This is a genomic window from Vreelandella malpeensis, assembly GCF_020622355.1.
Lineage (GTDB): Bacteria > Pseudomonadota > Gammaproteobacteria > Pseudomonadales > Halomonadaceae > Vreelandella > Vreelandella malpeensis.
The window spans coordinates 282,454-306,197 of record NZ_WHVL01000005.1 but is presented as its reverse complement, the minus strand read 5'-3'; the positions used below and the strand labels follow the sequence as shown (position 1 = coordinate 306,197).

At 63.6% G+C, this 23,744-nt stretch carries 22 protein-coding genes; 10 read left to right on the top strand and 12 right to left on the bottom strand.

The annotated features are described in order from the left end of the window. The first annotated feature begins 2 nt into the window (after positions 1 to 2). Together rluF and GEV37_RS13315 are read left to right on the top strand one after the other, a co-directional pair. Positions 3 to 1,046: a 23S rRNA pseudouridine(2604) synthase RluF gene (rluF, locus tag GEV37_RS13320; RefSeq protein ID WP_227390744.1), complete on the top strand. Its 1,044-nt coding sequence runs from the start codon at positions 3 to 5 to the stop codon at positions 1,044 to 1,046. Between the two features lie 80 nt (positions 1,047 to 1,126). After that, on the top strand, positions 1,127 to 1,432 hold the full coding sequence (locus tag GEV37_RS13315) for a hypothetical protein (protein ID WP_227390743.1): 306 nt from the start codon (positions 1,127 to 1,129) through the stop codon (positions 1,430 to 1,432). Between the two features lie 72 nt (positions 1,433 to 1,504). Here GEV37_RS13315 and GEV37_RS13310 read toward each other — a convergent pair whose 3' ends face one another. Genes GEV37_RS13310 through GEV37_RS13300 form a run of 3 tightly spaced genes read right to left on the bottom strand, consistent with a single transcriptional unit; the run spans position 1,505 to position 3,836 of the window. After that, on the bottom strand, positions 1,505 to 2,164 hold the full coding sequence (locus tag GEV37_RS13310; RefSeq protein WP_227390742.1) for an anthranilate synthase component II: 660 nt from the start codon (positions 2,162 to 2,164) through the stop codon (positions 1,505 to 1,507). Beyond that, a complete protein-coding gene (locus GEV37_RS13305; RefSeq protein WP_227390741.1) occupies positions 2,161 to 3,555 on the bottom strand; it encodes an anthranilate synthase component I family protein in 1,395 nt (464 codons plus the stop codon). Before GEV37_RS13305 ends, GEV37_RS13310 begins: the two co-directional genes overlap by 4 nt. Continuing rightward, on the bottom strand, positions 3,552 to 3,836 hold the full coding sequence (locus tag GEV37_RS13300; protein WP_227390740.1) for a Trp family transcriptional regulator: 285 nt from the start codon (positions 3,834 to 3,836) through the stop codon (positions 3,552 to 3,554). Before GEV37_RS13300 ends, GEV37_RS13305 begins: the two co-directional genes overlap by 4 nt. 132 nt (positions 3,837 to 3,968) lie before the next feature. On the opposite strand from GEV37_RS13300, the gene GEV37_RS13295 reads away from it, so the two are divergent. After that, positions 3,969 to 5,900, top strand: coding sequence for a monovalent cation:proton antiporter-2 (CPA2) family protein (locus GEV37_RS13295; protein ID WP_227390739.1), 1,932 nt, complete (start codon positions 3,969 to 3,971; stop codon positions 5,898 to 5,900). Here the strand turns inward: GEV37_RS13295 and GEV37_RS13290 are convergent. The 9 genes from GEV37_RS13290 to GEV37_RS13250 all read right to left on the bottom strand — a co-directional run bounded on the left by GEV37_RS13290 (position 5,854) and on the right by GEV37_RS13250 (position 16,099). Beyond that, positions 5,854 to 6,441, bottom strand: coding sequence for a hypothetical protein (locus GEV37_RS13290; RefSeq protein WP_227390738.1), 588 nt, complete (start codon positions 6,439 to 6,441; stop codon positions 5,854 to 5,856). The genes GEV37_RS13295 and GEV37_RS13290 overlap by 47 nt on opposite strands. Positions 6,442 to 6,478: 37 nt before the next feature. Then, positions 6,479 to 7,294 carry a class I SAM-dependent methyltransferase gene (locus GEV37_RS13285; RefSeq protein WP_227390737.1) on the bottom strand — a complete coding sequence of 272 codons (816 nt, stop codon included), beginning with the start codon at positions 7,292 to 7,294 and terminating at the stop codon, positions 6,479 to 6,481. Then, positions 7,291 to 9,000 carry an AMP-binding protein gene (locus GEV37_RS13280; protein WP_227390736.1) on the bottom strand — a complete coding sequence of 570 codons (1,710 nt, stop codon included), beginning with the start codon at positions 8,998 to 9,000 and terminating at the stop codon, positions 7,291 to 7,293. Before GEV37_RS13280 ends, GEV37_RS13285 begins: the two co-directional genes overlap by 4 nt. Before the next feature lie 52 nt (positions 9,001 to 9,052). Beyond that, positions 9,053 to 9,955: a hydroxymethylglutaryl-CoA lyase gene (locus GEV37_RS13275; RefSeq protein WP_227390735.1), complete on the bottom strand. Its 903-nt coding sequence runs from the start codon at positions 9,953 to 9,955 to the stop codon at positions 9,053 to 9,055. Continuing rightward, positions 9,952 to 11,991: an acetyl/propionyl/methylcrotonyl-CoA carboxylase subunit alpha gene (locus GEV37_RS13270; protein WP_227390734.1), complete on the bottom strand. Its 2,040-nt coding sequence runs from the start codon at positions 11,989 to 11,991 to the stop codon at positions 9,952 to 9,954. The genes GEV37_RS13275 and GEV37_RS13270 overlap by 4 nt, the downstream gene beginning before the upstream one ends. Further along, positions 11,988 to 12,821: an enoyl-CoA hydratase/isomerase family protein gene (locus GEV37_RS13265; RefSeq protein ID WP_227390733.1), complete on the bottom strand. Its 834-nt coding sequence runs from the start codon at positions 12,819 to 12,821 to the stop codon at positions 11,988 to 11,990. Before GEV37_RS13265 ends, GEV37_RS13270 begins: the two co-directional genes overlap by 4 nt. 4 nt (positions 12,822 to 12,825) lie before the next feature. Further along, a complete protein-coding gene (locus GEV37_RS13260; protein ID WP_227390732.1) occupies positions 12,826 to 14,433 on the bottom strand; it encodes a carboxyl transferase domain-containing protein in 1,608 nt (535 codons plus the stop codon). A gap of 9 nt (positions 14,434 to 14,442) precedes the next feature. Further along, positions 14,443 to 15,612: an isovaleryl-CoA dehydrogenase gene (locus tag GEV37_RS13255; RefSeq protein ID WP_227390731.1), complete on the bottom strand. Its 1,170-nt coding sequence runs from the start codon at positions 15,610 to 15,612 to the stop codon at positions 14,443 to 14,445. A 67-nt stretch (positions 15,613 to 15,679) separates the two neighbouring features. After that, on the bottom strand, positions 15,680 to 16,099 hold the full coding sequence (locus GEV37_RS13250) for a MerR family transcriptional regulator (protein ID WP_227390730.1): 420 nt from the start codon (positions 16,097 to 16,099) through the stop codon (positions 15,680 to 15,682). Positions 16,100 to 16,452: 353 nt separating this feature from the next. Here GEV37_RS13250 and GEV37_RS13245 point away from each other — a divergent pair, with 353 nt between their 5' ends. From GEV37_RS13245 to GEV37_RS13215, 7 genes are all read left to right on the top strand, one after another. Beyond that, entirely contained in the window at positions 16,453 to 17,256 is an 804-nt protein-coding gene (locus GEV37_RS13245; RefSeq protein ID WP_227390729.1) for an ABC transporter ATP-binding protein, read from the top strand. Then, positions 17,253 to 18,014: an ABC transporter ATP-binding protein gene (locus tag GEV37_RS13240; protein ID WP_227390728.1), complete on the top strand. Its 762-nt coding sequence runs from the start codon at positions 17,253 to 17,255 to the stop codon at positions 18,012 to 18,014. Before GEV37_RS13245 ends, GEV37_RS13240 begins: the two co-directional genes overlap by 4 nt. Positions 18,015 to 18,098: 84 nt before the next feature. Continuing rightward, positions 18,099 to 19,328, top strand: a complete 1,230-nt coding sequence (locus tag GEV37_RS13235; protein WP_386110500.1) for an ABC transporter substrate-binding protein — start codon at positions 18,099 to 18,101, stop codon at positions 19,326 to 19,328. Between the two features lie 49 nt (positions 19,329 to 19,377). After that, the gene (locus tag GEV37_RS13230; RefSeq protein WP_227390727.1) at positions 19,378 to 20,265 is read left to right on the top strand and encodes a branched-chain amino acid ABC transporter permease; all 888 of its coding nucleotides are present in this window, start codon (positions 19,378 to 19,380) and stop codon (positions 20,263 to 20,265) included. A 2-nt stretch (positions 20,266 to 20,267) separates the two neighbouring features. Beyond that, positions 20,268 to 21,260, top strand: coding sequence for a branched-chain amino acid ABC transporter permease (locus tag GEV37_RS13225; RefSeq protein WP_227390726.1), 993 nt, complete (start codon positions 20,268 to 20,270; stop codon positions 21,258 to 21,260). 151 nt (positions 21,261 to 21,411) lie between these two features. Then, on the top strand, positions 21,412 to 22,566 hold the full coding sequence (locus GEV37_RS13220; protein ID WP_227390725.1) for an acyl-CoA dehydrogenase family protein: 1,155 nt from the start codon (positions 21,412 to 21,414) through the stop codon (positions 22,564 to 22,566). A gap of 33 nt (positions 22,567 to 22,599) precedes the next feature. After that, on the top strand, positions 22,600 to 23,715 hold the full coding sequence (locus tag GEV37_RS13215; protein ID WP_227390724.1) for an enoyl-CoA hydratase/isomerase family protein: 1,116 nt from the start codon (positions 22,600 to 22,602) through the stop codon (positions 23,713 to 23,715). Positions 23,716 to 23,744 lie beyond the last annotated feature (29 nt).

Below are 23,744 nucleotides of genomic sequence, written 5' to 3'. Positions count from 1 at the left end.
CTATGTCTTTTGGAAAATCGACCCGGATCAACAAGTACATCAGCGAAAGCGGACTCTGCTCGCGTCGCGAGGCGGACCGCTTCGTGGAGCAGGGCAACGTCTGGATCAACGGGCGCCGCGCGAGTACCGGGGACCAGGTCGTGCCCGGCGATCGGGTCAAGGTCAACGGCCAGGAGATCGAGCCCCAGGAGGAAGAGGACCTGGTGCTGATCGCGCTCAACAAGCCCGTGGGCATCGTCAGCACCACCGAGTCGAACGAAAAGGCCAACATTGTCGATTTCGTCGGCCACGGCGTGCGCATCTTTCCCATCGGGCGTCTGGACAAGGACTCCCAGGGGCTGATCTTTCTGACCAACAACGGCGATCTGGTCAACAAGATCCTGCGCGCCAACAACCAGCACGAGAAGGAGTACGTCGTCACCGTCGACAAACCGGTGACCGACGACTTCATCGAAGGCATGCAGAATGGGGTGCCGATCCTGGGTCAGGTGACGAAGAAGTGCAAGGTGGAGCGGGTATCGCGCTTTGCCTTCAACATCACCTTGGTGCAGGGGCTCAACCGCCAGATTCGGCGCATGTGCGAGTACTTCGGGTTCGAGGTGGTGGAGCTTGTGCGCACGCGGATCATGAACGTCTCGCTCAAGGGGCTGGCGCTGGGTGACTGGCGCGATTTGACGCCGAAAGAGATCGACACCATCGTTCGGCTCACTGAAACCTCCGACGGCGCGCCGCCGCCAGCGCAAAAGCCCAAACCCAAGGCCAAGCCGCGCGGTGCAACCGGCCGCGCCGGGCCAGTGTCCAAGGGGAGAGGCGGCGCGGTGAGCAAGGCCAAACCGGCCGGGCGCGGCAGGGCCGGGGCTTCCGGCCCGGGTGGCAAGGATAAAGGGGCGGGCAAGCCCGCCTCAGCAGGCAAACGCGCTGCTAAGCCCGGCGGCAAGGGCTCTGGGAAACCCGCCAGCAAGGGCGCGAGTAAACCTGCTGGCAAGGGCGCCAACAAGGGGCGCGGCGCTTCCGGCAAGCCGCCCCGTGTGCGGGGCAAGCGCTAGTCGGCGGTGACGGTGGTGGCTGAACCCGAGGGCCTGGCGCGGTGTCCATAACGTGACACCAACGGATGGAGGGTCTATCGATGGCGAAGCCCGAACTTCAGGATGCATTGATTCACGCGCAGGATGGAACGCTGTTCGGCAGGGTGATCGACGCCAGTGCCGCCACCAAGGTCGAGGTGCAGCGCCCGGACGAAAGCCGGGTCTGGATCGAGCGCCACCACCTGGCCCCCGGCGATGACGGGTGGGTGCTCAACGAGCACTACGCGGTCTACTCCGCCGAGGAGCTTTCCTTGACCGAGAGCCAGGTCGACGAGTCGGTGGAAGAGACCTTTCCCGCCAGCGACCCGCCTTCGTTCATGCCAGGTAGCGATGAACCAAAGCGCTAGAGCGGCTTCAGCTCAATCTTGAAAGGCCGGATGCCCAGGGCGTCCGGCCTTTTTCGCAGGTGGGAGGCTTGCTCAGGCGAGCAGGAAGTTACTGATCAATTCGCGACCACCTTCGGTGGCGAAGGACTCCGGGTGGAACTGGATGCCATGGATCGGATAGTCGCGGTGCTTCACGCCCATCAGCTCGAACTCGCCGGCGGCCTGCCAGCGCTCGCGCTCGGCAAAGCTCGCAGCCGCCAGCCCGCCCACCGTGGCAGTGACCTCGAGACATTCGGGAAGTGAAGCCGCATCGGCGATCAGTGAGTGGTAGCGCATCACTTCGAGCTGGTCCGGCACGTTCCTGAATACTGATTCGCCGCCGTGATTGATCGGGCTGATCTTGCCGTGCATCGGCAGCGGCGCCTTGATCACCTGGCCGCCGAACACGTGAACGATGCCCTGCATTCCCAGGCAAACACCCAGAAGCGGCGTGGTGGGGCCGAGCTTCTCGATCACCTCGGCGCAGACGCCGAAGTAGCGCGGGTCACTCGGCGAGCCCGGCCCCGGCGAGATGATGATGCGGTCCGCCGCGAGCGCCTCTATCTCGTTGAAAGCAAGCTCGTCGTTGCGCTTGACCAGAATCTCGAAGTTCGAAAGCGCCCCGCGATGTTGCTCGGCGCTCAGAATCTCGCCGATGAACTGGTAGAGGTTGTAGGTGAAGGAGTCGTAGTTGTCGATGATCAGCACTTTCATGCAGGGCGCTCCGTATCCATGAAGGGGGCCAGCGCCTTGCGCGTGCCGGCAAACTTGCGGCGGATCTCCTCGTACTCGTCCTCGGCGTTGGAATCGAACACGTTGCCGCCGCAGGTCTGCACGTAGGCGTTCTCGCCGTTGACGAACACGGTACGAATCGGAATCGCGAAGGTGCAGTCGCCGTTGAAGGAGAACTGGCCCACCGCGCCGCCGTAGGGCCCACGCCCATCGGTTTCAAGCGCGTCGATGATCTTCATTGCCTCGATCTTGGGCGCGCCGGTCAGCGTGCCGGCGGGGAAGTTGCTGGCGAGTGCCGTGAACATGTCCTCGTTCTGGTCGATGATGCCAACGATTTCGCTGGAGATGTGCTGCACGTGGCTGAAGCGCTTGATGTCCATCAGGCTTCTCACCTTGACGGTCCCGAAGCGCGCCACCCGGCCGATGTCGTTGCGGTGCAGATCGACGATCATGTTGTGTTCGGCGATCTCTTTCGGATCGTTCAGAAGCGCCCGAGCAAGCCGGGTGTCTTCTTGAGGCGTCTTGCCCCGGGTGGTGGTGCCGGCGAGCGGAAAGGTCTCCATCTCGCCCTGACGCAGACGAAACAGAAGCTCCGGGCTTGCGCCGATCAGGCGCTGTCCGCCGAACTTCACGTAGTACATCTGCGGCGAGGGATTGATGCGTCGCAGCTCCCCGTAGAGCGCCAGGGTATCGCCTTCGATGCGAAAGCGCTTCTTGAAGCCCACCTCACACTGGAACACCTTGCCGTCGACGATATCCTGTTTCACCTTGGCCACGGCCTGGGCGTGCTGCTCGCGAGTCATGGTGTCGCCGAGGGCGGTGATCTTGAGCGCGCCGGGGGCGAGCTCGGGTGATTCGATCAGCCCCTGCAGGTACTCGAAGCGGCTGTGGTCATAGTAGAAATAGGTGACCTCGCCGGTCATCTTGTCGAGAATCAGCCCATCCTTGTAGAGCCCGAAGCGGAAGGTGTCGAAGTCGTCGCTCGCCTTGAGCGACAGCGACGGCTCGAAGTACTGCATGGCGTCGTAACCCAGATAGCCGGAAAGCCCGCCTGCGTACTTGCGCGAGATGATGTTCTGGGGCATCAAGGATCGCAGAAGCTCGTAGGGATTGGCGCTTTGGTGATGCTCGGCGCCACCATCGCGATGCTCGATGGAGAGGGTCTGCCCGTTGGCGTAGAGCAGGTACTCCGGGTCGAAGCCGATGATCGAGTGGCGGGCCATGTGGCTGTCTTCACCGAGCGACTCCAGCATGTAGCAGTTGTCGAAGGCGCGCTCGATCTTCTGGAACAGCGCGAAGAAATCGCAGTCGGCGGCAAGCGTGACGTAGTGAGGCTTGCGCGGCAGGGTAAAAGGCTGGGGGCCGGCGCTCATGAGAGATCCTTGTGGGTCGAGTGGGGGTTGAACGCACGGGCGCCGCGAGAGACCGTGGCGATGCCCACGCCCAGGGTCTCGGCGATCTTGCGCTGCGCCACGCCTTCGCTCAAAAGCTTGAAAATCTGTAGCCGTTTACTGATTTCCTGATACTCTGAGGGCGTTAGCAGGCTATCCAAAGCGCTGTCCATGCCGGCGGGCGAGTCCACCGCGAGCAGATAGTGTACCAGCGCCTCTCTGTACTCCTCATCCCGTGTCGGTTCGGGGGCTCGTGTCGCCATGCGCAGTGCGCCTCTTCAGGACTGTTCTTCAGGACTGTACTAGCGTACTAGTACATAATTTATTGCTATTCGCTGTCAATAGTGGCGTCGATCACCCTGCTCTCACTGACGAAACGCGACCCGAGGACGTCCATGACTCACTACTTCATTCAGGCCTTCATCTACCTGCTGGCAGCAGTCATCGCCGTACCGCTCGCCAAGCGCTTCGGGCTCGGTTCGGTGCTGGGTTACCTGGTCGCCGGCGTGGTGATCGGTCCCACCCTCGGGCTGGTGGGTCACGAAACCGACACCATCCAGCACTTCGCCGAGTTCGGCGTGGTGATGATGCTGTTTCTGGTGGGCATGGAGCTCGACCCCAGGAGCCTCTGGGCGATGCGGGTGCGCCTTCTGGGCCTGGGCGGGCTGCAGGTGGCGCTCAGTGCCGCCGCTGGCGGGCTGATCGGCTGGATTCTGGGTTTGGCCTGGCAGACCTCGCTCGTGGTAGGGCTGATTCTTGCGCTTTCGTCTACCGCCATCGTGCTGCAGACCCTGAACGAGAAAGGCCTGACCGGCACCGAGGGCGGGCGCAGTGCCTTTTCCATTTTATTGTTCCAGGACATGGCGGTGATTCCCATTCTGGCGCTGATTCCGCTGCTGGCGATCTCCGGCATCGATGCGGGGGCGGGCCAATCGGGCCACGACGTCGATCTGGTCTCGAGCATGCCCGGTTGGGCTCACGCACTGGTGGTGGTCGGCGCCATCGGACTTGTGATCGGTGCAGGCTACTTTCTCGGGCCGTGGCTGTTTCGCTTCGTGGTGGGCTCGGGGCTACGCGAGGTGTTCACCGCCGCTGCCCTGATGCTGGTGATCGGCATCGCCGCGCTGATGAGCCTGGTCAACCTGTCGCCGGCGCTCGGCGCCTTTCTGGCAGGCGTGGTGCTTGCCAACAGCGAGTTCAAGCACGAGCTCGAGGCCAATATCGAGCCCTTCAAGGGACTCTTGCTGGGGCTTTTTTTCATGACCGTGGGAGCCGGCATCAATTTCGACGTGCTGGCCAGCGAGTGGTGGGTAGTCGTAGTGCTGGGACTCGGTGTGATTGCCGTCAAGGCGGCGGTGCTGATCGCGCTCGCCTTCGCCTTTGGCATCCGCGGCAGTAACGGCTGGCTTCTGACGCTCAGTCTGGCGCAGGCTGGCGAGTTCGGTTTCGTGCTCTTGACCTACAGCCGCCAGAACAGCGTGATTGGCGCGGAGCTCGGCGAGCTCTTGAGCCTGGTGGTCGCTTTCTCCATGTTCGTGACGCCGCTTCTGTTCATCGTCTTCGACAAAGTGGTACTGCCGCGCTACCGGGCGAACAAGCAGACCCGCGAGGCGGACGAGTTCGACGAACAGTCGCCGGTGATCGTCGCCGGTGCCGGGCGCTTCGGTCAGATCGTCTGTCGGCTGCTGCGCGCCAACGATGTGCCGCTGGTGGCGCTGGATCTCGAACTCAGCCAGATCGAGAACGCCCGGCGCATCAACATCAAGAGCTTCTTCGGCGATGCCAGCCGCTCGGATCTACTCGACCGCGCCGGTATCGACAAGGCGCGGCTGCTGGTGGTGGCGATCGACGATCTGGAGCGTGCGGTGCAGATGGTGCAGCACGTCAAGCGCTTTCACCCCAACGTCTGGGTGCTGGCCCGGGCCTTCGATCGCGGCCATGGCTATCGCCTGCGCGAGGCCGGCGCGGACGATGTGGTCAGCGAAACCTACCACTCGGCGCTGGAGCTCGGCAGCCACGCGCTCACCGCGCTGGGCACTCATCCGCTGCGCGCCAAGCAGTTGGCCTGGTCGTTCGTGCAGAAAGAAGATTTGCATGACGCCGAGCTGTTCGAAGCCTGGAAGGAGATCGAAGGCGGCCAGCGCTTCAGCCGCCGCTACGGGGAGCTGTTTAGGCGTCTGGAAGAGGCGCTGAGCAAAGCCATGAACGAGCAGGAGGGCGAGCCGCAGAAGGAGGACGTACCGCTATGGACCGCGCCGTTGGAAGCGATGGAACCAGAGGCTAGAACGGCATATGAATCGAAGCGTTCAGCTGATTCAAATGACTGAGCATGGGGTTGTCGATGCGCTCGTACTCCAGTCGGCTGACCAGGCGCTTGACGGTCACAGTGGCGCCGAAACCTTGCAGCATGGCGGTGCCGCCTTCGCTGCCGGTGGTGTCGCTCTGCCCACGCCACTCGGTAAGGCCGGACTTCGCATAGACGCTGAAGGCGCCCATCCGGAGTCCGGCGACCAGCGCGCCACCGAGGCTCAAGGTGTCCTGGATGAGCGGGGTCACGCTCGAAGAGGTGAAGACTTCCTCGCTTTCGCGATAGGCGATCTCGGCGCCGATATCGAACTGAGTGGTGCGCCAGGGAGTGAAGCCGGCGGTGAGGCGAAAGCCGGAGGTGTAGCTATCCACGCTGTTGAGGTTGCTGCCCTCGATCACTACGCCGTTGTCGAGCGCCATCATCTCGCTTTCCGGGGTCGTGTAGGCCAAGGTGGGTAGCTCGGTGCTCAGGTAGATTGAATCATTGGCCAGGCTGCAAAACGATACCGTGCTGCCGAGCACGCCGCAGAGAAGGGTGCTTGCCAAGCGCTGTGTTGGCATTGTTATGTCCTTTGTAAAAGCCAAGTCCCCCTCAAGATTAGCAACGCCCGCGGATTTCGACCACTTCAATCGCGCGACGGGTCAAGTTTTCGAGCAAGTTCTCGCTCATTGCCTTGAAGCGCTCGCCGAATACCCAGTGGGGCGACAGCACCGGCGCCGATACGTCGCGCTCCTTATCGCGCTGGCGGGCACGCCATGCGCGGGCCGCGTCGCTCAGGTTCTCCACTTGCAACTGATCGAACCCACAAACCTTCAGCTGTGTTAAAAGCGTCTCGAGCGACAGCAGGTGCGAGTGCTCGGCGCAGGTTGCCCAGGGAACCGGGTAGCGCAGTGACACGCCATCGCCTCGGGTCAGCTCGTGCAGTATCAGCTTGCCGCCGGGGCGCAGTACGCGGTACGCCTGTTCGAGCACGGCCCGTGGTTCCGGCATGTTCATCAGGCTGTGCTGGAAGATCACCGCATCGAAGCTATGGCGTCGAAAGGGCAGGTGGCGGGCGTCGCCGGTGACCACTGCGTAGTCATGGTGCGGCGTACAGAGGCGTTTGATGCCCTCGCTCAGTGCACCGAAACGATGAGTGATATCCAGCCCCGTCATCGTGAAGCCCCGCGAGGCGCCCAGGCGCACGAGCCCGCCAAGCCCCGCGCCGATATCCAGCACATACGGGTGCTCGATAGGGTCGAGGTGATCGAACAGCCGGTTGGACGCCGCGAGCCCGCCGATATGCAGTTGATCGAGCGGGGCCAGCTGGTAGGAGGTGGCGCCGCCCGGATAGTGGCGCTTGATCTGCGCGAGCACCTCTTCGTCGCGAAGCGCTTGGTGGTAGTGATCGGCGAGCCCGCGCGAGAGGCTCACGATAGCGTTGCTCGATCGAGCCCCAGCTCTTCGGTGGAAATCTCGCGCATTCTGAACTTCTGGATCTTGCCGGTCACCGTCATCGGGAATTCGTCGACGAACTTGAAATAGCGCGGGATCTTGAAGTGGGTGATCTTGTCCTTGCAGAACGCGCGCAGGTCTTCGCCGGTGATTTCCCCCGCATCGGCGGTGAGCCGCACCCAGGCAATCAGCTCCTCGCCGTACTTCTCGTCCGGCACGCCGGTCACCTGCACATCGGCCACGGCCGGATGGGTATAGAGAAACTCCTCGACCTCCTTGGGGTAGACGTTCTCGCCGCCGCGAATCACCATATCCTTGATGCGCCCGACGATTTGCAGATACCCCTCGTCGTCCATGGTCGCAAGGTCGCCGGTGTGCATCCAGCCGGCGCTGTCGATGGCATCACTCGTTGCCTGCTCGTTGTTCCAGTACTTGAGCATCACGCTGTAGCCGCGGGTGCAGAGCTCGCCGATCTCACCCCGCGGCAGCACGGCGCCGCTTCCCGGGTCGATGATCTTGCTCTCCAGGTGCGGCTGGGTACGGCCCACGGTGGAGACGCGCTTATCGATGCTGTCATCGGCGCCGGTCTGGGCGGAGACGGGGCTCGTTTCGGTCATGCCGTAGGCGATCTGCACGCCTTTCATGTTCATCTTCTCGATCACCTGCTTCATCACCGCCGCCGGGCAGATCGAGCCCGCCATGATGCCGGTGCGAAGCATTGAAAAGTCAGTTGCAGCGAACTCCGCGTGTTCGAGCTCGGCGAGAAACATGGTGGGCACGCCATAAAGCGCCGTGGCGCGCTGTTCGTGCACCGCCTTGAGCACCTGACCGGCATCGAAACCTTCGCTGGGGTAGATCATCGCAGCACCATGGGTCATGCAGCCCAGGTTGCCCATCACCATACCGAAGCAGTGGTAAAGCGGCACCGGAATCACCAGCCGGTCTCTTGAGGTGAACCCCATGCTCTCGGCGACGAAGAAGCCGTTGTTGAGAATGTTGTGATGCGAAAGCGTCGCGCCCTTGGGAAAGCCGGTGGTGCCGGAGGTGTACTGGATGTTGATCGGGTCGTCGAATTGAAGTGTGGCCTGAAGCGTATCGAGCGTGCTCTGTTCGACCCGGTCCGCCTCACCGAGCATGTCCTGCCAGCGCCACATGCCCGGGTGGCGCTCATCGCTCAGATTCACCACGCACTCGAGCTTTGAAAGACGCTGCGAGCGAAGCTCGCCCGGCTCGCAGCGTTGAAGCTCCGGGGCGAGTTCATTGAGCATGGCGCGGTAATCGGCGCTCTTGAAGCGGTCGGCACAGATCAGAAAGCGCGCGCCGGACTGATTCAGCGCGTAGTCCAGCTCGCTGGTGCGGTAGGCCGGGTTGATGTTGACCAGAATCGCGCCGATCTTGGCGGTGGCAAACTGGGTCAGCGCCCACTCGCTGCAGTTGGGTGCCCAGATGCCGACTCGGTCGCCGCGCTGAACCCCCAAAGCCAGTAGCGCCCGGGCGCAGCGATTGACCTCCTCGTGAAACTGGCGATAGCTCCAGTGCACGTTCTGATGCAGCACGATCAGCGCATCGTTATCCGGGTACTGGGCGGCGATCTGGTCGAACTTGTCGCCGATGGTCATGCCCAGCAGCGGCTTGTCGGCGACGCTGCTGGTGTAACTGGGAAGCGTGGGCATCTTCGGCACCATGGTGTCTCTCCTGATTGTTGTTGTCGGATTCACAGGTTGATGTATTGATAATTCAGCGCGCGCTCATCGCCCTGGCGACGCGGGAGGCGCTTTCGCGGCCAAGTTTCCCACTGATCCACTCGCCGGTCTCGACCACCGCGGCCAGGTCCACGCCGGTCTCGATACCCAGTCCCTCGAGCAGGTAGAGCACGTCCTCCATTGCCACATTGCCGGAGGCCCCCTTGGCATAAGGGCAGCCGCCGAGACCCCCGGTCGAAGCATCGATTACCGCCACGCCCTGTTCGAGCACGGCAAAAAGGTTGGCGATCGCCATGCCGTAGGTGTCGTGAAAGTGCGCTGCCAGGTGCTCGACGGGCACCACGCGCGCAACCTCGTCGATCATCCGCCGGGCCGCCAGTGGCGTGCCCACGCCGATGGTGTCGCCAAGCGACACCTCGAAACAGCCCATCTCATATAACGCTTTTGCCACCCGGGCGACCTGGCGCGGGGTGATCTCGCCCTCGTAAGGACAGCCCAGCACACAGGAGACGTAGCCGCGCACGCGCACCTTGGCATCAAAGGCGCGGGCCATCATCGGCTCGAAGCGCGCAAGCGACTCGTCGATCGAGCAGTTGATGTTCTTTTTCGAGAACGCTTCAGAAGCGGCGGCGAACACCGCGACCTGGCTCACCCGGGCTTCCAGCGCGTTCTCGAGCCCTTTCAGGTTCGGGGTCAGCGCCGAGTAGGTCACGTTCGGCGCGCGCTGAAGGCCCGCCATCACCTCTCGGGCGTCACCCATTTGCGGCACCCACTTGGGCGAGACGAAGCTTGTCGCCTCGATGTGGGTGAGTCCCGCCCGGGCCAAGCGCTCGATCAGCTCGATCTTGATGTCCGTAGCCACCACCTCACCGGGCTCGTTCTGCAGCCCGTCCCGCGGGGCCATTTCGACCAGACGTACGCGTTGGGGCAGTGTCATGGTGCAGCCTCCTGTTCAGCGGGGGTGAACGCCAGCAGCACGTCGCCCTGGACGACGCTGTCGCCGGCGGCGAAGCGAAACTGCTCGACGATGCCGTCGACGGGCGCGCTGAGCGTGTGTTCCATCTTCATCGCCTCCATCACCATCAGGGGCGTGCCTTTTTCCACCGGCGCGCCGGGCTCGACCAGAAGCGCTACCACGGTGCCGTGCATGGGCGCGGTAAAGCTCGCCTCGGCCTCGCGCCCGGCGTGATTCAGCGCGTCCAGACGCTGCCAGCGAAGGCGTGTTTCGCCTTTGGGCTCGGCCAGCACCAGGGTATCGCCGTCGAGCTGGGCCTGGTAGCGGCGGCGGTGGCCGTCCAGGGTGATGGCCACCGCGTCGCCGGTGAGCGAGGCGAGCGAGCCTTCGAAGCACGCGTTGTGAACGCGCAGCGTCCAGCCGGTTTGAGCGAGGCGGCGGGTGGCGTCGACCACCACCGCCTCGCTGCCCTCGCGTTCATCAGCCAGCGCAATGCGCACCCTGTGCGGGGCGTTGAGGCGAAAACCGTCGGCGCGCGCCCAGGGCGATGCTGCCTGGGCAACATTTTTCGACAGCGTCTCGAGCGCCACCAGCGCCGCGCGGGCGTAGGCATCAAGAGGCGGCGCCGGCTCGGCAAAGAGCGTCTCATGATGGCGCTCTATGAAGCCGGTATCGAGCTTTGCGGCCTTGAACGCCGGGTGACCGGCCAGACGCTGAAGAAAGGCGCGGTTAGTCACCACGCCCTGCACATCGAGCGCGGCCAGCGCCCGGTTCAGCGTGGCAAGCGCTGCGTCACGATCCGAGCCGTGGGTGATCAGCTTGGCGAGCATCGGGTCGTAGTGCATCGACACCGCATCGCCTGCTTCCACGCCGCTGTCCAGACGCACCCTCTCGGCGACGAGACCTGCGCCATCGAGATCCAGCGCGAAGCGGGTAAGGGTGCCGGTGGCGGGTAGAAATTCGTTCGCCGGGTCCTCGGCGTAGAGGCGCGCCTCGAAGCTGTGGCCGTTCAGGGTGAGCTCGCCCTGCGTGCAGGGCAACGGCTCGTTCATGGCCACCTTGAGCTGCCATTCGACCAGATCGAGTCCGGTGACCATTTCGGTGACCGGGTGCTCCACCTGCAGGCGGGTGTTCATCTCCATGAAGTAGAAGGCGCCGTCGGTATCTAGCAGGAACTCGACGGTGCCGGCGCCGACGTAGCCGATCTCCTTCGCGGCACGCACGGCGGCCTCACCCATGGCGGCGCGAAGTTCTTCCGTCATGTGAGGCGCGGGGGCTTCTTCCAGCACCTTCTGATGGCGGCGCTGTACGCTGCAGTCGCGCTCGAAGAGATAGACGCCTGCGCCAAAGCGGTCGCAGAACACCTGTACTTCGACGTGGCGGGGCCTGACCAGATACTTCTCGATCAGCATGCGGTCATCACCGAAGGAGGCCCGGGACTCGCGCCGGCAGCTCTCTAGCGCGGCCTGGAAATCCGCCTCGCGCTCGACGATGCGCATGCCCTTGCCGCCGCCGCCGGCACTGGCCTTGAGCATCACCGGGTAACCGATGCGGTTGGCCTGCTCGCGCAGCACGCCGTCGCTCTGATCGTCGCCGTGGTAGCCCGGCACCAGCGGCACGCCCGCTTCTGCCATGCGCGACTTGGCCGCGGCCTTGTCGCCCATGGCGGCGATCGCCGAGGCCGGTGGGCCGATGAAGGTAATGCCCGCGGCCTCCAGCGCCTCGACGAAGCGGCCATTCTCGGAGAGAAAGCCGTAGCCCGGGTGGACAGCGCCGCTGCCGCTTCGCCTGGCTGCCTCGATCACCGCCTCGATATTCAGGTAGCTCTCGCGGGCCGGCGCCGGGCCCAGACGCACGGCTTCGTCGGCCTCACGCACGTGACGCGCATTCTGGTCAGCGTCGGAGTAGACCGCGACGGTTTTGATGCCCAGACGTCGGGCGGTGCGCATCACTCGGCAGGCGATTTCGCCGCGGTTGGCGATCAATAGCGTATCGAACTTGCGGGTGGTGTCGTTCATGAGCGCTCCCCGGCGTGATCGGTATCATCCTGCACTGCCCAGACAGGCAAACGCTTGTCGAAAAAGCTCGCAAGTCCCTCCTGGCCCTCGTCGCTTGCGCGAAGCGTGGCAATGGTCTGGCAGGTGCGCTCGCGGGTGGCGTCGGAGTCCGGCGATTGGCCCACTTCGGCGAGCAGTTCCTTGGTTGCCCGCTGAGCTTGAGGCGAGCCCTTCAAAAGCGTCTGAGTCATCGCCTTGATCGCCTCGTCCAGTGCGTCGGATTCGACCACCTGATGAACGAGCCCAAGCGCCTGAGCCGTGTCGGCGTCGATCACCTCTGCGCTCAGCGCATAGCGGCGCATCTGCCGGGTGCCGATGGCGCGCTGCACGTAAGGACTGATGACCGCTGGAGACAGTCCGATCCTGACTTCCGATAGGCAGAATTTCGCGCTACTCGAGGCCACGACCACATCACAGCAGGCGGCCAGACCCACCGCGCCGCCGAAGGCCGCGCCCTGAACGCGACAAAGCGTGGGGCAGGGCAGGGTATCGAGACGGTGCATCAGATCAGAAAGCTTGCGCGAATCCGCAAGGTTCTCCTCATGGCCGTAGTCGACCATGCGCTTCATCCAGTTGAGATCCGCCCCCGCCGAGAAACTTTTGCCCTCGGAGGCGAACACCAGTACCCGCACCTCCTGGCGCTCGATGGGCTCGATCAGCCCCCGCAAGTGCTCGGTCAGCTCGGCGATCAGGTGATCGTCGAAGGCGTTGTGCACTGCCGGGCGGTTCAGGCTTAAACGTGCCACCCCATTGTTGATCGTCAGTATCGACTGGCTCGTAAAATGACTCATGGCATCACATCCTGAACACGCCGAAGCGCGTCTCTTCGATCTCGGCGTTCATGGCGGCGGCCAGAGAAAGCCCCAGTACGTCGCGGGTCTGCAGCGGGTCGATCACGCCGTCGTCCCAGAGCCTGGCGCTGGCATAAAAAGGGTGGCCCTGGCGCTCGTACTGCTCGCGAGTGGGCTTCTTGAACGCCTCTTCGTCTTCCGCCGACCACCGCCGGCCTTCGCGTTCGTTCTGCTCGCGCTTGACCTGAGCAAGCACGCCGGCGGCCTGCTCGCCGCCCATCACCGAGATGCGCGCGTTGGGCCACATGAACAGAAGATTCGGGTCATAAGCGCGCCCGCACATACCGTAGTTGCCGGCGCCGAAGCTTCCGCCGATCAGCACGGTGAACTTGGGCACCTTGGCGCAGGCGACGGCGGTGACGAGCTTGGCGCCGTGCTTGGCGATGCCCTCATGCTCGTATTTCGAACCGACCATGAAGCCGGTGATGTTCTGCAGAAACACCAGCGGCACCCCACGCTTCGTACACAGCTCGATGAAGTGCGCGCCTTTCACCGCGCTTTCTGAGAACAGCACCCCGTTGTTGGCGACGATCCCTACCGGGTGACCGTGAATATGGGCAAAACCGGTGACGAGCGTATCGCCGTAGTAGCGCTTGAACTCATCGAACTCGGAGCCATCGACGATACGCCCGATCACCTCGCGCACGTCGAACGGCTTTTTCAAATCCGTGCCGACGATGCCGTAAAGCTCCGCGGGGTCGAGTGTTGGCGGGGCGGGGGGCTGCATGGCAAGCTTGCCGCGCTTTTGCCAGTTGAGCCGCGCCACACAATGACGCGCTAGCTGGAGCGCGTGCATGTCGTTTTCGGCGTAGTGATCCGCCACGCCGCTCACCTTGGCGTGTACATCGGCGCCGCCCAGCGCTTCGGCGCTGATGCTCTCGCCGGTGGCCGCCTTTACCAAAGGCGGGCCGCCCAGAAAGATGGTGCCCTGTTCACGCACGATAATCGACTCGTCCGCCATGGCCGGCACGTAGGCGCCGCCGGCGGTACAGGAGCCCATCACCACGGCGATCTGCGGGATACCCTCGGCGGACATCGTGGCCTGGTTGTAGAAAATGCGCCCGAAGTGGTCGCGATCCGGGAAGACCTCGTCCTGGTGGGGCAGAAAGGCGCCGCCGGAGTCGACCAGATAGAGGCACGGCAGGCGATGCTTGCGGGCGATCTCCTGAGCGCGCAGGTGTTTTTTCACCGTCACCGGGAAGTAGGTGCCGCCCTTAACCGTGGCGTCGTTGGCGACGATCACGCACTCCACGCCCTTGACCCGGCCGATGCCGGTTACCACGCCGGCGGCAGGCACGTCGCTTTCGTACACCCCGTGGGCGGCTAGCGCCGAGAACTCGAGAAAGGGCGCGCCCTCGTCGATCAGGTGATCGATACGGTCGCGCACAAACAACTTGCCGCGGTTTTCGTGGCGCTCGCGGGCACTCGCTCCTCCGCCTTGCGAGACGGCGTCAGTCAGCTCATGGAGTGCGGCGACCTCGGCTCTGAGCGCGGCGTCGTTGGCTTGAAACTGTTCGCTGCGCGGGTTGATCTGGCTGGTCAGTGTGCTCATCGCGCCTCCTCAGCGGCTTTCGTTGAACAATTCGCGGCCGATCAGCATGCGGCGAATCTCGCTGGTACCGGCGCCGATCTCGTAGAGCTTGGCATCGCGCAGAAGCCGCCCGGTAGGGTACTCGTTGATGTAGCCATTGCCGCCGAGCAGCTGAATGGCGTCGAGCGCCATCTGCGTTGCCTTTTCGGCGCAGTAGAGAATCACCCCGGCGGCGTCCTTGCGTGAGGTCTGGTCGCGGTCGCAAGCGCGGGCCACGGTGTAGAGGTACGCCCGGCAGGCGTTGAGCGTGGTGTACATGTCCGCCACCTTGCCCTGAACGAGCTGGAACTCGCCGATGGATTGGCCGAACTGCTGGCGCTCGTGGATGTAGGGCACCACTACGTCCATTGCCGCCTGCATGATGCCGATCGGCCCGGCGGCGAGCACCGTGCGTTCGTAATCGAGCCCGCTCATCAGCACGCGCACGCCCTTGCCGACCTCGCCAAGCACGTTCTCTTCGGGCACTTCGCACTCCTGAAACACCAGCTCGCAGGTGTTCGAGCCGCGCATGCCCAGCTTGTCGAGCTTCTGCGCGGTCGAGAAGCCCGGCATGCCCTTTTCGATCAAGAAGGTAGTGATGCCCTTGGAGCCCGCCGCTGGGTCGGTCTTGGCGTAGACCACCAGTACGTCGGCGTCCGGACCGTTGGTGATCCACATCTTGTTGCCGTTGAGCACGTACCTGTCGCCGCGCTTCTCGGCGCGAAGCTTCATCGAAACGACGTCCGACCCCGCGCCGGGCTCGGACATGGCCAGCGCCCCCACGTGCTCGCCGCTGATCAGTTTCGGCAGGTACCTCGCTTTCTGCTCGGGCGAAGCGTTACGCTTGATCTGGTTCACGCAAAGATTGGAGTGCGCTCCATAGGAGAGCGCCACCGAGGCGCTGGCACGCGAAATCTCCTCCATGGCGATGCAGTGGGCGAGATAGCCCATGCCGCTGCCGCCGTCCTCCTCGGAAACCGTGATGCCCAGAAGCCCCAATTCGCCGAACTTCTGCCACAGATCAGCGGGGAATTCGTTCTGCCGGTCGATTTCGGCGGCGCGGGGGGCGATCTCGCGGGTGGCGAAGGCGTTCACCTCCCGACGCAGCATGTTCATGTCCTCATCGAGGCCGAAATCGAGTTCCGTGTAGAGAGAGTGCATCGTCGATCACCTGAATCTTGTGGAATTGTTGGTTCGTGAAGGTGCCACGCTGCCGAGGGCGGGATGGTCAGCCCGACGCTCGGGGGCGCTGTTCGTCACTTCGCTTTTGGTTGAGCTCCTCGAGCGCCTGGCGGCAGCGGATCTCGGCGCTTTCGAGCTCGAGCTGCACCATGGTGATGTCCTTCATCTGCTGCTCCAGCGCCGCCCGGCGCTCGCCGATCTTGGCCAGCATGAGCTGGAGCTGCTTCTCGCTGCCGCTGCGGGTTTCGTCCCACAGCTCGAACAGCTCGCGAATCTCGGCAAGCGAAAGGCCCAGACGCTTGCCGCGCAGGGTGAGCTTCAAGCGCACGCGATCCTTGCTGCTGTAGATGCGGGTCTGGCCACGACGCGCGGGCCGCAGAAGCTCCTGGTCCTCGTAGAAACGGATGCTGCGCGTGGTGACGTCGAATTCGGTGGCCAGCTCGCTGATCGAGTAGGTCTTGCTCATGGGACATGTCTCGTGGCGGTGTTACGGTCATCTGACCTGAGGCTAAAACAAGTTTACGTTAACGTAAAGAAAGTCTTTCTGAGTCTTGATGAGAGGGTTATGGGTTAACCAATTGTAAAAGCTAAGCTTATAATTTCGTTAGCGGATTATCGATACTTGCTTGGACCAAAGTTGTAATTGTCAGTGGCGGTGGCGTGTTGCTAGGTTGCATCTGTACCTTACGTGAAGGTAAAGGTGCGGCCCAGAATATCGACAACAGGGCTTGCCACCTTTTCCCACGAAAGCCCCGCCTATCGCGATGGGCAGGCTCGATACCGAATAACAATAATTCTCGATCATCAAGGACTGTCCTCATGAGCGTTGACGCAAGTGCCTCGCCACCCGTACTGGAAACCCGGAACCTTACCAAGACCTTTCGCGGTTTCACGGCGGTGGATGGGGTCGATCTGCAAGTGCAGGAGGGCCATATCCACGCGCTGATCGGTCCCAACGGCGCCGGCAAGACCACCGTATTCAACCTGCTCACCAAATTCCTGCCGCCCACCCGGGGCGAGATTCTCTATCGCGGCAAGCCGATCACCCCACTCAAGGCGAACCAGATCGCCCGGCTGGGGCTGGTGCGCTCGTTTCAGATTTCGGCGGTGTTCGCCCACATGAGTGCGCTCGAGAACGTGCGGGTGGCGCTGCAACGCCCCTTGGGCACCTCGTTTCACTTCTGGAAGTCGGAAAGAACGCTTTCGCCGCTCAACGCGCGTGCGCTCGAGCTGCTCGAGGAAGTGGGGCTTGCCGAGTACGCCGATACGCTAACCGTCGAGATGCCCTACGGGCGCAAACGGGCGCTGGAGCTTGCCACCACCTTGGCGCTGGACCCGGACGTGATGCTGCTCGACGAGCCCACCCAGGGTATGGGTGCCGAGGACGTCGACCGAATCGTGGCGCTGATCAAGCGCGTAGCGAAAGGGCGTACGGTGCTGATGGTGGAGCACAACCTGAGTGTGGTCAGCCGGCTCTGCGATCGCATCACGGTGCTGGCGCGCGGCGCGGTGCTGGCAGAAGGCGACTATAAAAGCGTGTCGCAGGACCCGCGGGTGCGCGAGGCGTACATGGGCAGCGAAATCGGCGATGACGAAGCCCCCAGCGAGAGGGCGAGCGCATGATCAGCGAAAGCGGCGAGGCCACTCGTCAAACAAGCGAGGCCTCGAGCGCGACTCGCGCGCGGGACATTCTCAAGATTACCGATCTCCACGCCTTCTACGGTGAGTCGCACATCCTTCACGGCGTGAACATGAACGTCAAGGAGGGCGAACTCGTTACGCTCCTGGGTCGCAACGGCGCCGGGCGCAGCACCACGCTCAAGGCGATCATGAACATGGTGGGCCGGCGCAGCGGGTCGATCGTCATCGGCGGTAAAGAGACACTCGGCATGAAGCCGCACCACGTGCCGCGGCTGGGCGTGGGCTACTGTCCGGAGGAGCGGGGGATCTTTGCAAGCCTCGACGTTCACGAAAACCTGCTGCTGCCGCCCACGGTCAGCTCCGGCGGCATGAGCCTGGATGCCATCTACGCGATGTTTCCCAATCTTCATGAGCGGCGTAAGAGCCAGGGCACCCGGCTGTCCGGCGGCGAGCAGCAGATGCTGGCCATGGCGCGCATTCTGCGCACCGGTGCGCGCATCCTGCTGCTCGACGAGATCACCGAGGGGCTGGCGCCGGTCATCGTCCAGAAGCTCGGCGAGGTGCTGGTCAAGCTCAAGGCAAGCGGCATGACCATCGTGCTGGTCGAGCAGAACTTTCGCTTCGCCGCACCGCTAGCGGATCGTCACTTCGTCATGGAGCACGGCGAGATCATCGAGGAAATCAGTGCGTTGGAGCTGGCCGGCAGGCGCCAGCACCTCCATTCGCTGCTCGGCGTGTAACGCTTGGCGACCGAGAACAACGACAGGTAAGGCCGCAATACCCTCAATACGACAACAACAAAGGCCCATGGCCGGGAGTGGATGATGACGCAGAAGATGACAATGCCCAGAAAAGCGCTGGTAACGAGTATCGCATTCGCGGCGGCCGCCGCCACGACATCGGCCCAGGCCGAGATCAGCGATGGCGAGGTGCGTATCGGCTATCTGGCCGACATGTCCGGCACCTACCGCGATCTGGCGGGGCCGGGCGGGTTGACTGCACTTGAAATGGCGGTAGCGGACTTCGGCGGCAGCGTCAACGGCGCGCCGATCGTGCTGTTTAGTGCCGACGATCGCAACAGCGCCGATGTCGGTGCCAACACCGTGCGCGAGTGGATCGACCAGCGTAACGTCGACATGGTCGCGGGGCTGGTCGCCTCGTCGGTCACCATCGCCGTGACCAAGGTGCTCGAGGAGAACGACCGGCTGGGCATCGTCTCCGGGTCGGCGGCCTCGAGCGTGACCAACGAGCACTGCACACCCAACCATATCCACTGGGTCTACGACACCTACCCGCTGGCCAACGGCACCGCCCGGGCGGTGGTCGAGCAGGGCGGCGACAGCTGGTTCCTGCTTACCGCGGACTACGCTTTCGGCCATGCGCTGGAAGCCGACGTGACCCGCGTGGTCGAGGAGAGCGGCGGCGAGGTCGTCGGTAGCGTGCGCCACCCGTTCCCGACCAGCGACTTCTCTTCCTACATTCTTCAGGCCCAAGGCTCCGGGGCGAAGATCGTGGGGCTGGCCAACGCCGGTGCGGACACGGTCAACGCCATCACCACCGCCAGCCAGTTCGGCCTCACCCAGTCCGGCCAGCAGCTGGCGGGGCTTCTGATCTTCTTGAACGACGTGCACGCCCTGGGGCTCGAGGCTACCCAGAACCTGCTGCTCACCACCGGCTGGTACTGGGACATGGACGATCAGGCCCGCGAGTGGGCCCAGCGCTACTTCGATGAAGTAGGCAGCATGCCGACCATGGTGCAAGCGGGCATCTACTCGAGCACCATGCACTATCTCGAGGCCGTTCAGGCCGCCGGTACCGATGACGCCCAAGCGGTTCGCGCGCAGATGGCGTCACAGCCGATCAACGACTTCTTCGCCCGCAACGGGCGCATTCGCGAAGACGGCCGCATGGTGCACGACATGTACCTGGCCCAGGTGAAAACGCCCGAGGAGTCCACCGGCGAGTGGGACCTGTACGAGATCCTCAGCACCATTCCCGCAGAACAGGCCTACCGCCCGCTCTCCGAAAGCCAGTGCAAGCTGGTGCAAAACTGATCAGGCACGGGGCGGCGACCGCGTCGCCCCGGGGGAAGGAGAGATCGCAATGACGATGATATTCGGCGTGCCCATGGCGGTGTTCATGGGTCAGCTGACGCTGGGGCTGGTCAACGGCGCTTTCTACGCGCTCTTGAGTCTGGGGCTGGCGGTGATCTTCGGACTGTTGAAAATCGTCAACTTCGCCCACGGCGCCCAGTACATGCTCGGCGCCTTCGCGGCACTTCTGGCGTTCAACTATCTCGGCATCAACTACTGGCTGGCGCTCGTGCTGGTGCCGCTCACGGTGGGCGGGCTCAGCATGCTCATCGAGCGCTTTCTGCTGCGCCGCATCGCGCATCTGGATCACCTGTACGGGCTTTTGCTGACCTTTGGCTTGGCGCTGATCTTCGAGGGCACGCTGATCAACTTCTTCGGCGTTTCCGGGGCGCGCTACGCTACACCGGAAATTCTTCAGGGCGGCTTGAACCTGGGCTTCATGTTCCTGCCCACCTACCGTGCCTGGGTGCTGGTGGCAGCGCTCGCCATGTGCCTTTTTACCTGGTTCATGATCGAGCGTACGCGCCTTGGCGCCTACCTGCGCGCGGGCACCGAGAACTCCCAGCTGATGCAGGCCTTCGGCGTCAACGTGCCGCTACTGATCACGCTCACCTACGGCTTCGGCGTAGGGCTTGCTGCCTTTGCCGGGGTGCTCGCAGCACCGCTGTATCCGGTGTCGCCGACCATGGGGTCGAGCCTTCTGATCGTGGTCTTCGCGGTGGTGGTGATCGGCGGTATGGGTTCGATTCTGGGCGCCATTCTCACCGGGCTCGGCATGGGCGTCATCGAAGGGCTGACCAAGGTGTACTACCCGGAGGCCGCCAATACCGTGATCTTTCTGGTGATGATCCTGGTGCTCATGCTGCGCCCGGCCGGGCTTTTTGGAAAGGAGGCATAGCCATGTCGGACTCCACAACGCTAAGCGCGCCAAGGGTGGTCGCAAAAAGAAAACGCCGGGCCGGCCAGCGTCGAGCGCTTTTGTACGCAGCGCTTTTGGCACTTGGGTTGGTGGCGCCGTTTCTGGCCTACCCGGTCTTTCTGATGAAGATTCTCTGTTTTGCGCTGTTCGCCTGTGCCTTCAACCTGCTGCTGGGCTACGCCGGGCTCTTGTCCTTTGGCCACGCGGCGTTTCTGGCCACCGGCGGCTACGTGACCGGATATTTGCTGGCAAGCTACCCGGGTCTTACCCCGGAGCTCGGCATTCTGGCAGGTACGCTCTGCGCGACGCTCTTGGGTGCTCTGTTCGGGGTGCTGTCGATTCGCCGCCAGGGGATCTATTTCGCCATGGTGACCCTGGCGCTGGCCCAGCTGATGTTCTTTTTCTTTATACAGGCGCCGTTCACCGGCGGCGAGGATGGCCTGCACGGCGTGCCGCGCGGCGAGCTGTTCGGCATCATCAGTTTGAGAAATCACCTGTCGATGTACTACGTCGTCTTCGCGATCTTCGTGCTCGGTTTTGCGCTCATTCAACGCACCGTGCACTCGCCCTTCGGCCAGGTGCTCAAGGCGATCCGCGAGAACGAACCGCGGGCCATTTCGCTTGGCTACAACGTCGATGCCTACAAGCTCGTGGCGTTCGTGCTCTCGGCGGCGCTGGCCGGGCTTGCCGGTTCCACCAAGACCATCGTGTTTCAGCTCGCCTCGCTCACCGATGCCCACTGGCACATGTCCGGCGAGGTGATCCTGATGACGCTGCTGGGTGGGGTAGGCACGCTCCTGGGGCCGATCGCGGGGGCCGGGCTCGTCGTAAGCCTCCAGCACCTGCTCGCCCAATCGCCCATGGGAAATTGGGTGAGCGTGATTCTGGGCGCGATTTTCGTGGTGTGCGTGTTGAGCTTTCGTAGTGGCATTGTGGGGGAGCTGACAGCGCTTTATCGCAAGAACTTCAAATAGGGCGTTCCGACAGCCCCCTTTTGGCTTGCGCACCTACGCCGAAGGTCGTGGTGCGCCGGGCGTGCTTAGATTATAAGTTGACGTTAACGTCAATGAAGCTTTCAAGCGCTCTTCATGACGACAACAACCACCGCTCGGACGGAGAACCGCCATGAATTTCGAGCCCAACGATGACCAGATCGCTTTCATCGACATGGCCAGAAGCTTCGCCCAGAAGGAGCTGGCCCCTCACGCCGCCGAGTGGGATCGCGACGCCCACTTTCCGGTCGATGTGATCAAGAAGGCTGGCGAGCTCGGGTTTTGTTCGCTCTATGCGCCGGAGAGTGTCGGCGGACTCGGCCTTTCACGGCTTGATGCCAGCCTCATCTTCGAGCAGCTCTCCATGGGCTGCACCTCGACCACGGCGTATCTCACCATTCACAACATGGTCACCTGGATGCTGGCAAGCCACGCCCGGCCCGAGGTGATCGAGCGCTGGGGTGCGGCGCTTGCGACCGGCGAGCTTCTGGGATCGTACTGCCTGACCGAACCCGGCGCCGGATCGGACGCCGCCTCGCTCAAGACCACCGCCAGGCGCGACGGCGCCGATTACGTGTTGAGCGGCAGCAAGATGTTCATCTCCGGCGCCGGCAGCACCGATATTCTGGTGGTGATGGCGCGCACCGGCGGCGAAGGCGCCGGCGGCGTCTCCGCCTTTGCCGTGGACGCCGCCACCGCCGGCATCAGCTACGGGCGCAAGGAGGAGAAGATGGGCTGGAACAGCCAGCCCACGCGCATGGTGACCTTCGAGAACGTACGCGTGCCGGCCGATCATCTACTGGGTCGCGAAGGTGAGGGCTTCAGGATCGCCATGAAGGGGCTCGACGGCGGGCGCATCAATATCGCCACCTGCTCGATCGGCACCGCCCAGCGGGCACTTGACGAGGCACGCGACTACCTGCGCGAGCGCAAGCAGTTTGGTCGGGCGCTGGCGGAATTCCAGGCGCTGCAGTTTCGCCTGGCCGACATGGCCACCGAGCTCGTCGCCGCGCGCCAATTGGTGCGCCTAGCCGCGACCAAACTCGACGCCGGACACCCGGATGCCCCGACCTACTGCGCCATGGCCAAGCGTTTCGCCACCGATATCGGCTTCAAGGTGTGCGACGAGGCGCTGCAGCTTTTTGGCGGCAACGGCTATATCAAGGAGTACCCGATGGAGCGCTTCGTGCGCGATACCCGGGTACACCGCATCCTGGAAGGCACCAACGAGATCATGCGCCTGATCATCGCCCGGCGGGTGTTGGCCGACGGCGCCGGCGAGCTATAGTGAGGGAACGTTCAATGGTACAAGGATGCTCTAATGAGTAGCGTAGTGTTTACCGAGCACGCCACACGCGATGGCCACCTCGTCGGCGAGATCAGGCTCGACGCCGAGCGTTCGCTCAACGCCCTCACCCTCGAGATGATCGAGGCGATGCAGCCACAGCTCGAGCGCTGGAAGGAAGAGCCCGAGGTGGTCGCGGTGCTGTTGCGGGGCACCGGCGAGAAGGCGTTCTGCGCCGGGGGCGACGTGGTCAGCCTCTACCGCTCGATTACCGAGGACGGCGGCTCCGACTTTCCCGAGCGCTTCTTCACCCACGAGTACCGGCTCGATTTCACCCTTCACACCTATCCCAAGCCGGTGATCTGCTGGGGCAGTGGTATCGTCATGGGCGGCGGCATGGGGCTGCTCAGCGCCTCGAGCCACCGCGTGGTCACCGAGATCTCGAGACTCGCCATGCCCGAGGTCACCATCGGCCTCTACCCGGACGTGGGCGCGAGCTGGTTTCTCAACCGCCTGCCGGTCGGCACCGGGCGCTTTCTGGCCATGACCGGAAGCCCGGTCAACGCGACGGACGCCGTGCATCTGGGCCTGGCCGATCGCTGCCTGAAAAGCGATCAGTTCGAAGCGCTGGTGAACGCGCTTACCGGGGCGCGCTGGAACCAGCAGGGCAGTATCGACGCCCACGGCGTGGTCAGCCGGGCGCTCAGAGAGCTCGAGCAAGCGGCCCGCGCGCACTTCGCCGAGCAGGAAGCCCCGGTACGGGGCGCCATGGCGCTGATTCGCGAGCTGATGGATCACGACACCACCGAGCAGACCGTCGCCGCCATTCTGGCGGTCGAAAGCGATGACGCCTGGTTCAGCCGCGCCCAGAAAACCCTGGCCCACGGAAGCCCGGTGTCGATCGCGCTGATCGACGAGCAGCTCAAGCGGGCCCGCTACATGTCGCTGGCCGAGGTGTTTCGCTCGGAGCTTGCGCTTTCGGTGCAGTGCTGTCGCCACCGCGAGTTTCCCGAAGGCGTGCGCGCGCTGCTGGTCGACAAGGACGGCAGCCCGGCCTGGACCTACCCGGACGTCGCCTCCGTCGAGCAGTACTTCATCGACGAGCTGCTGGCCTCCCCCTGGGAGCAGAGCCCGCTGGCCTCGCTCGGCTAGCGCGGCCCCATTAGCCCATCACCCATAAC

Excerpts from the sequence above, each read along its gene's own strand:
- GEV37_RS13290 (WP_227390738.1), bottom strand. The coding sequence starts at position 6,441 with ATGCCAACACAGCGCTTGGCAAGCACCCTTCTCTGCGGCGTGCTCGGC.
- GEV37_RS13220 (WP_227390725.1), top strand. The coding sequence starts at position 21,412 with ATGAATTTCGAGCCCAACGATGACCAGATCGCTTTCATCGACATGGCC.
- GEV37_RS13270 (WP_227390734.1), bottom strand. The coding sequence starts at position 11,991 with ATGAACGACACCACCCGCAAGTTCGATACGCTATTGATCGCCAACCGC.
- GEV37_RS13255 (WP_227390731.1), bottom strand. The coding sequence starts at position 15,612 with ATGCACTCTCTCTACACGGAACTCGATTTCGGCCTCGATGAGGACATG.
- GEV37_RS13265 (WP_227390733.1), bottom strand. The coding sequence starts at position 12,821 with ATGAGTCATTTTACGAGCCAGTCGATACTGACGATCAACAATGGGGTG.
- GEV37_RS13230 (WP_227390727.1), top strand. The coding sequence starts at position 19,378 with ATGACGATGATATTCGGCGTGCCCATGGCGGTGTTCATGGGTCAGCTG.
- GEV37_RS13215 (WP_227390724.1), top strand. The coding sequence starts at position 22,600 with ATGAGTAGCGTAGTGTTTACCGAGCACGCCACACGCGATGGCCACCTC.
- GEV37_RS13295 (WP_227390739.1), top strand. The coding sequence starts at position 3,969 with ATGACTCACTACTTCATTCAGGCCTTCATCTACCTGCTGGCAGCAGTC.
- GEV37_RS13300 (WP_227390740.1), bottom strand. The coding sequence starts at position 3,836 with ATGGCGACACGAGCCCCCGAACCGACACGGGATGAGGAGTACAGAGAG.
- GEV37_RS13305 (WP_227390741.1), bottom strand. The coding sequence starts at position 3,555 with ATGAGCGCCGGCCCCCAGCCTTTTACCCTGCCGCGCAAGCCTCACTAC.
- GEV37_RS13260 (WP_227390732.1), bottom strand. The coding sequence starts at position 14,433 with ATGAGCACACTGACCAGCCAGATCAACCCGCGCAGCGAACAGTTTCAA.
- GEV37_RS13235 (WP_386110500.1), top strand. The coding sequence starts at position 18,099 with ATGACGCAGAAGATGACAATGCCCAGAAAAGCGCTGGTAACGAGTATC.
- GEV37_RS13310 (WP_227390742.1), bottom strand. The coding sequence starts at position 2,164 with ATGAAAGTGCTGATCATCGACAACTACGACTCCTTCACCTACAACCTC.
- GEV37_RS13225 (WP_227390726.1), top strand. The coding sequence starts at position 20,268 with ATGTCGGACTCCACAACGCTAAGCGCGCCAAGGGTGGTCGCAAAAAGA.
- GEV37_RS13245 (WP_227390729.1), top strand. The coding sequence starts at position 16,453 with ATGAGCGTTGACGCAAGTGCCTCGCCACCCGTACTGGAAACCCGGAAC.
- GEV37_RS13250 (WP_227390730.1), bottom strand. The coding sequence starts at position 16,099 with ATGAGCAAGACCTACTCGATCAGCGAGCTGGCCACCGAATTCGACGTC.
- rluF (WP_227390744.1), top strand. The coding sequence starts at position 3 with ATGTCTTTTGGAAAATCGACCCGGATCAACAAGTACATCAGCGAAAGC.
- GEV37_RS13240 (WP_227390728.1), top strand. The coding sequence starts at position 17,253 with ATGATCAGCGAAAGCGGCGAGGCCACTCGTCAAACAAGCGAGGCCTCG.
- GEV37_RS13315 (WP_227390743.1), top strand. The coding sequence starts at position 1,127 with ATGGCGAAGCCCGAACTTCAGGATGCATTGATTCACGCGCAGGATGGA.
- GEV37_RS13275 (WP_227390735.1), bottom strand. The coding sequence starts at position 9,955 with ATGACACTGCCCCAACGCGTACGTCTGGTCGAAATGGCCCCGCGGGAC.
- GEV37_RS13280 (WP_227390736.1), bottom strand. The coding sequence starts at position 9,000 with ATGGTGCCGAAGATGCCCACGCTTCCCAGTTACACCAGCAGCGTCGCC.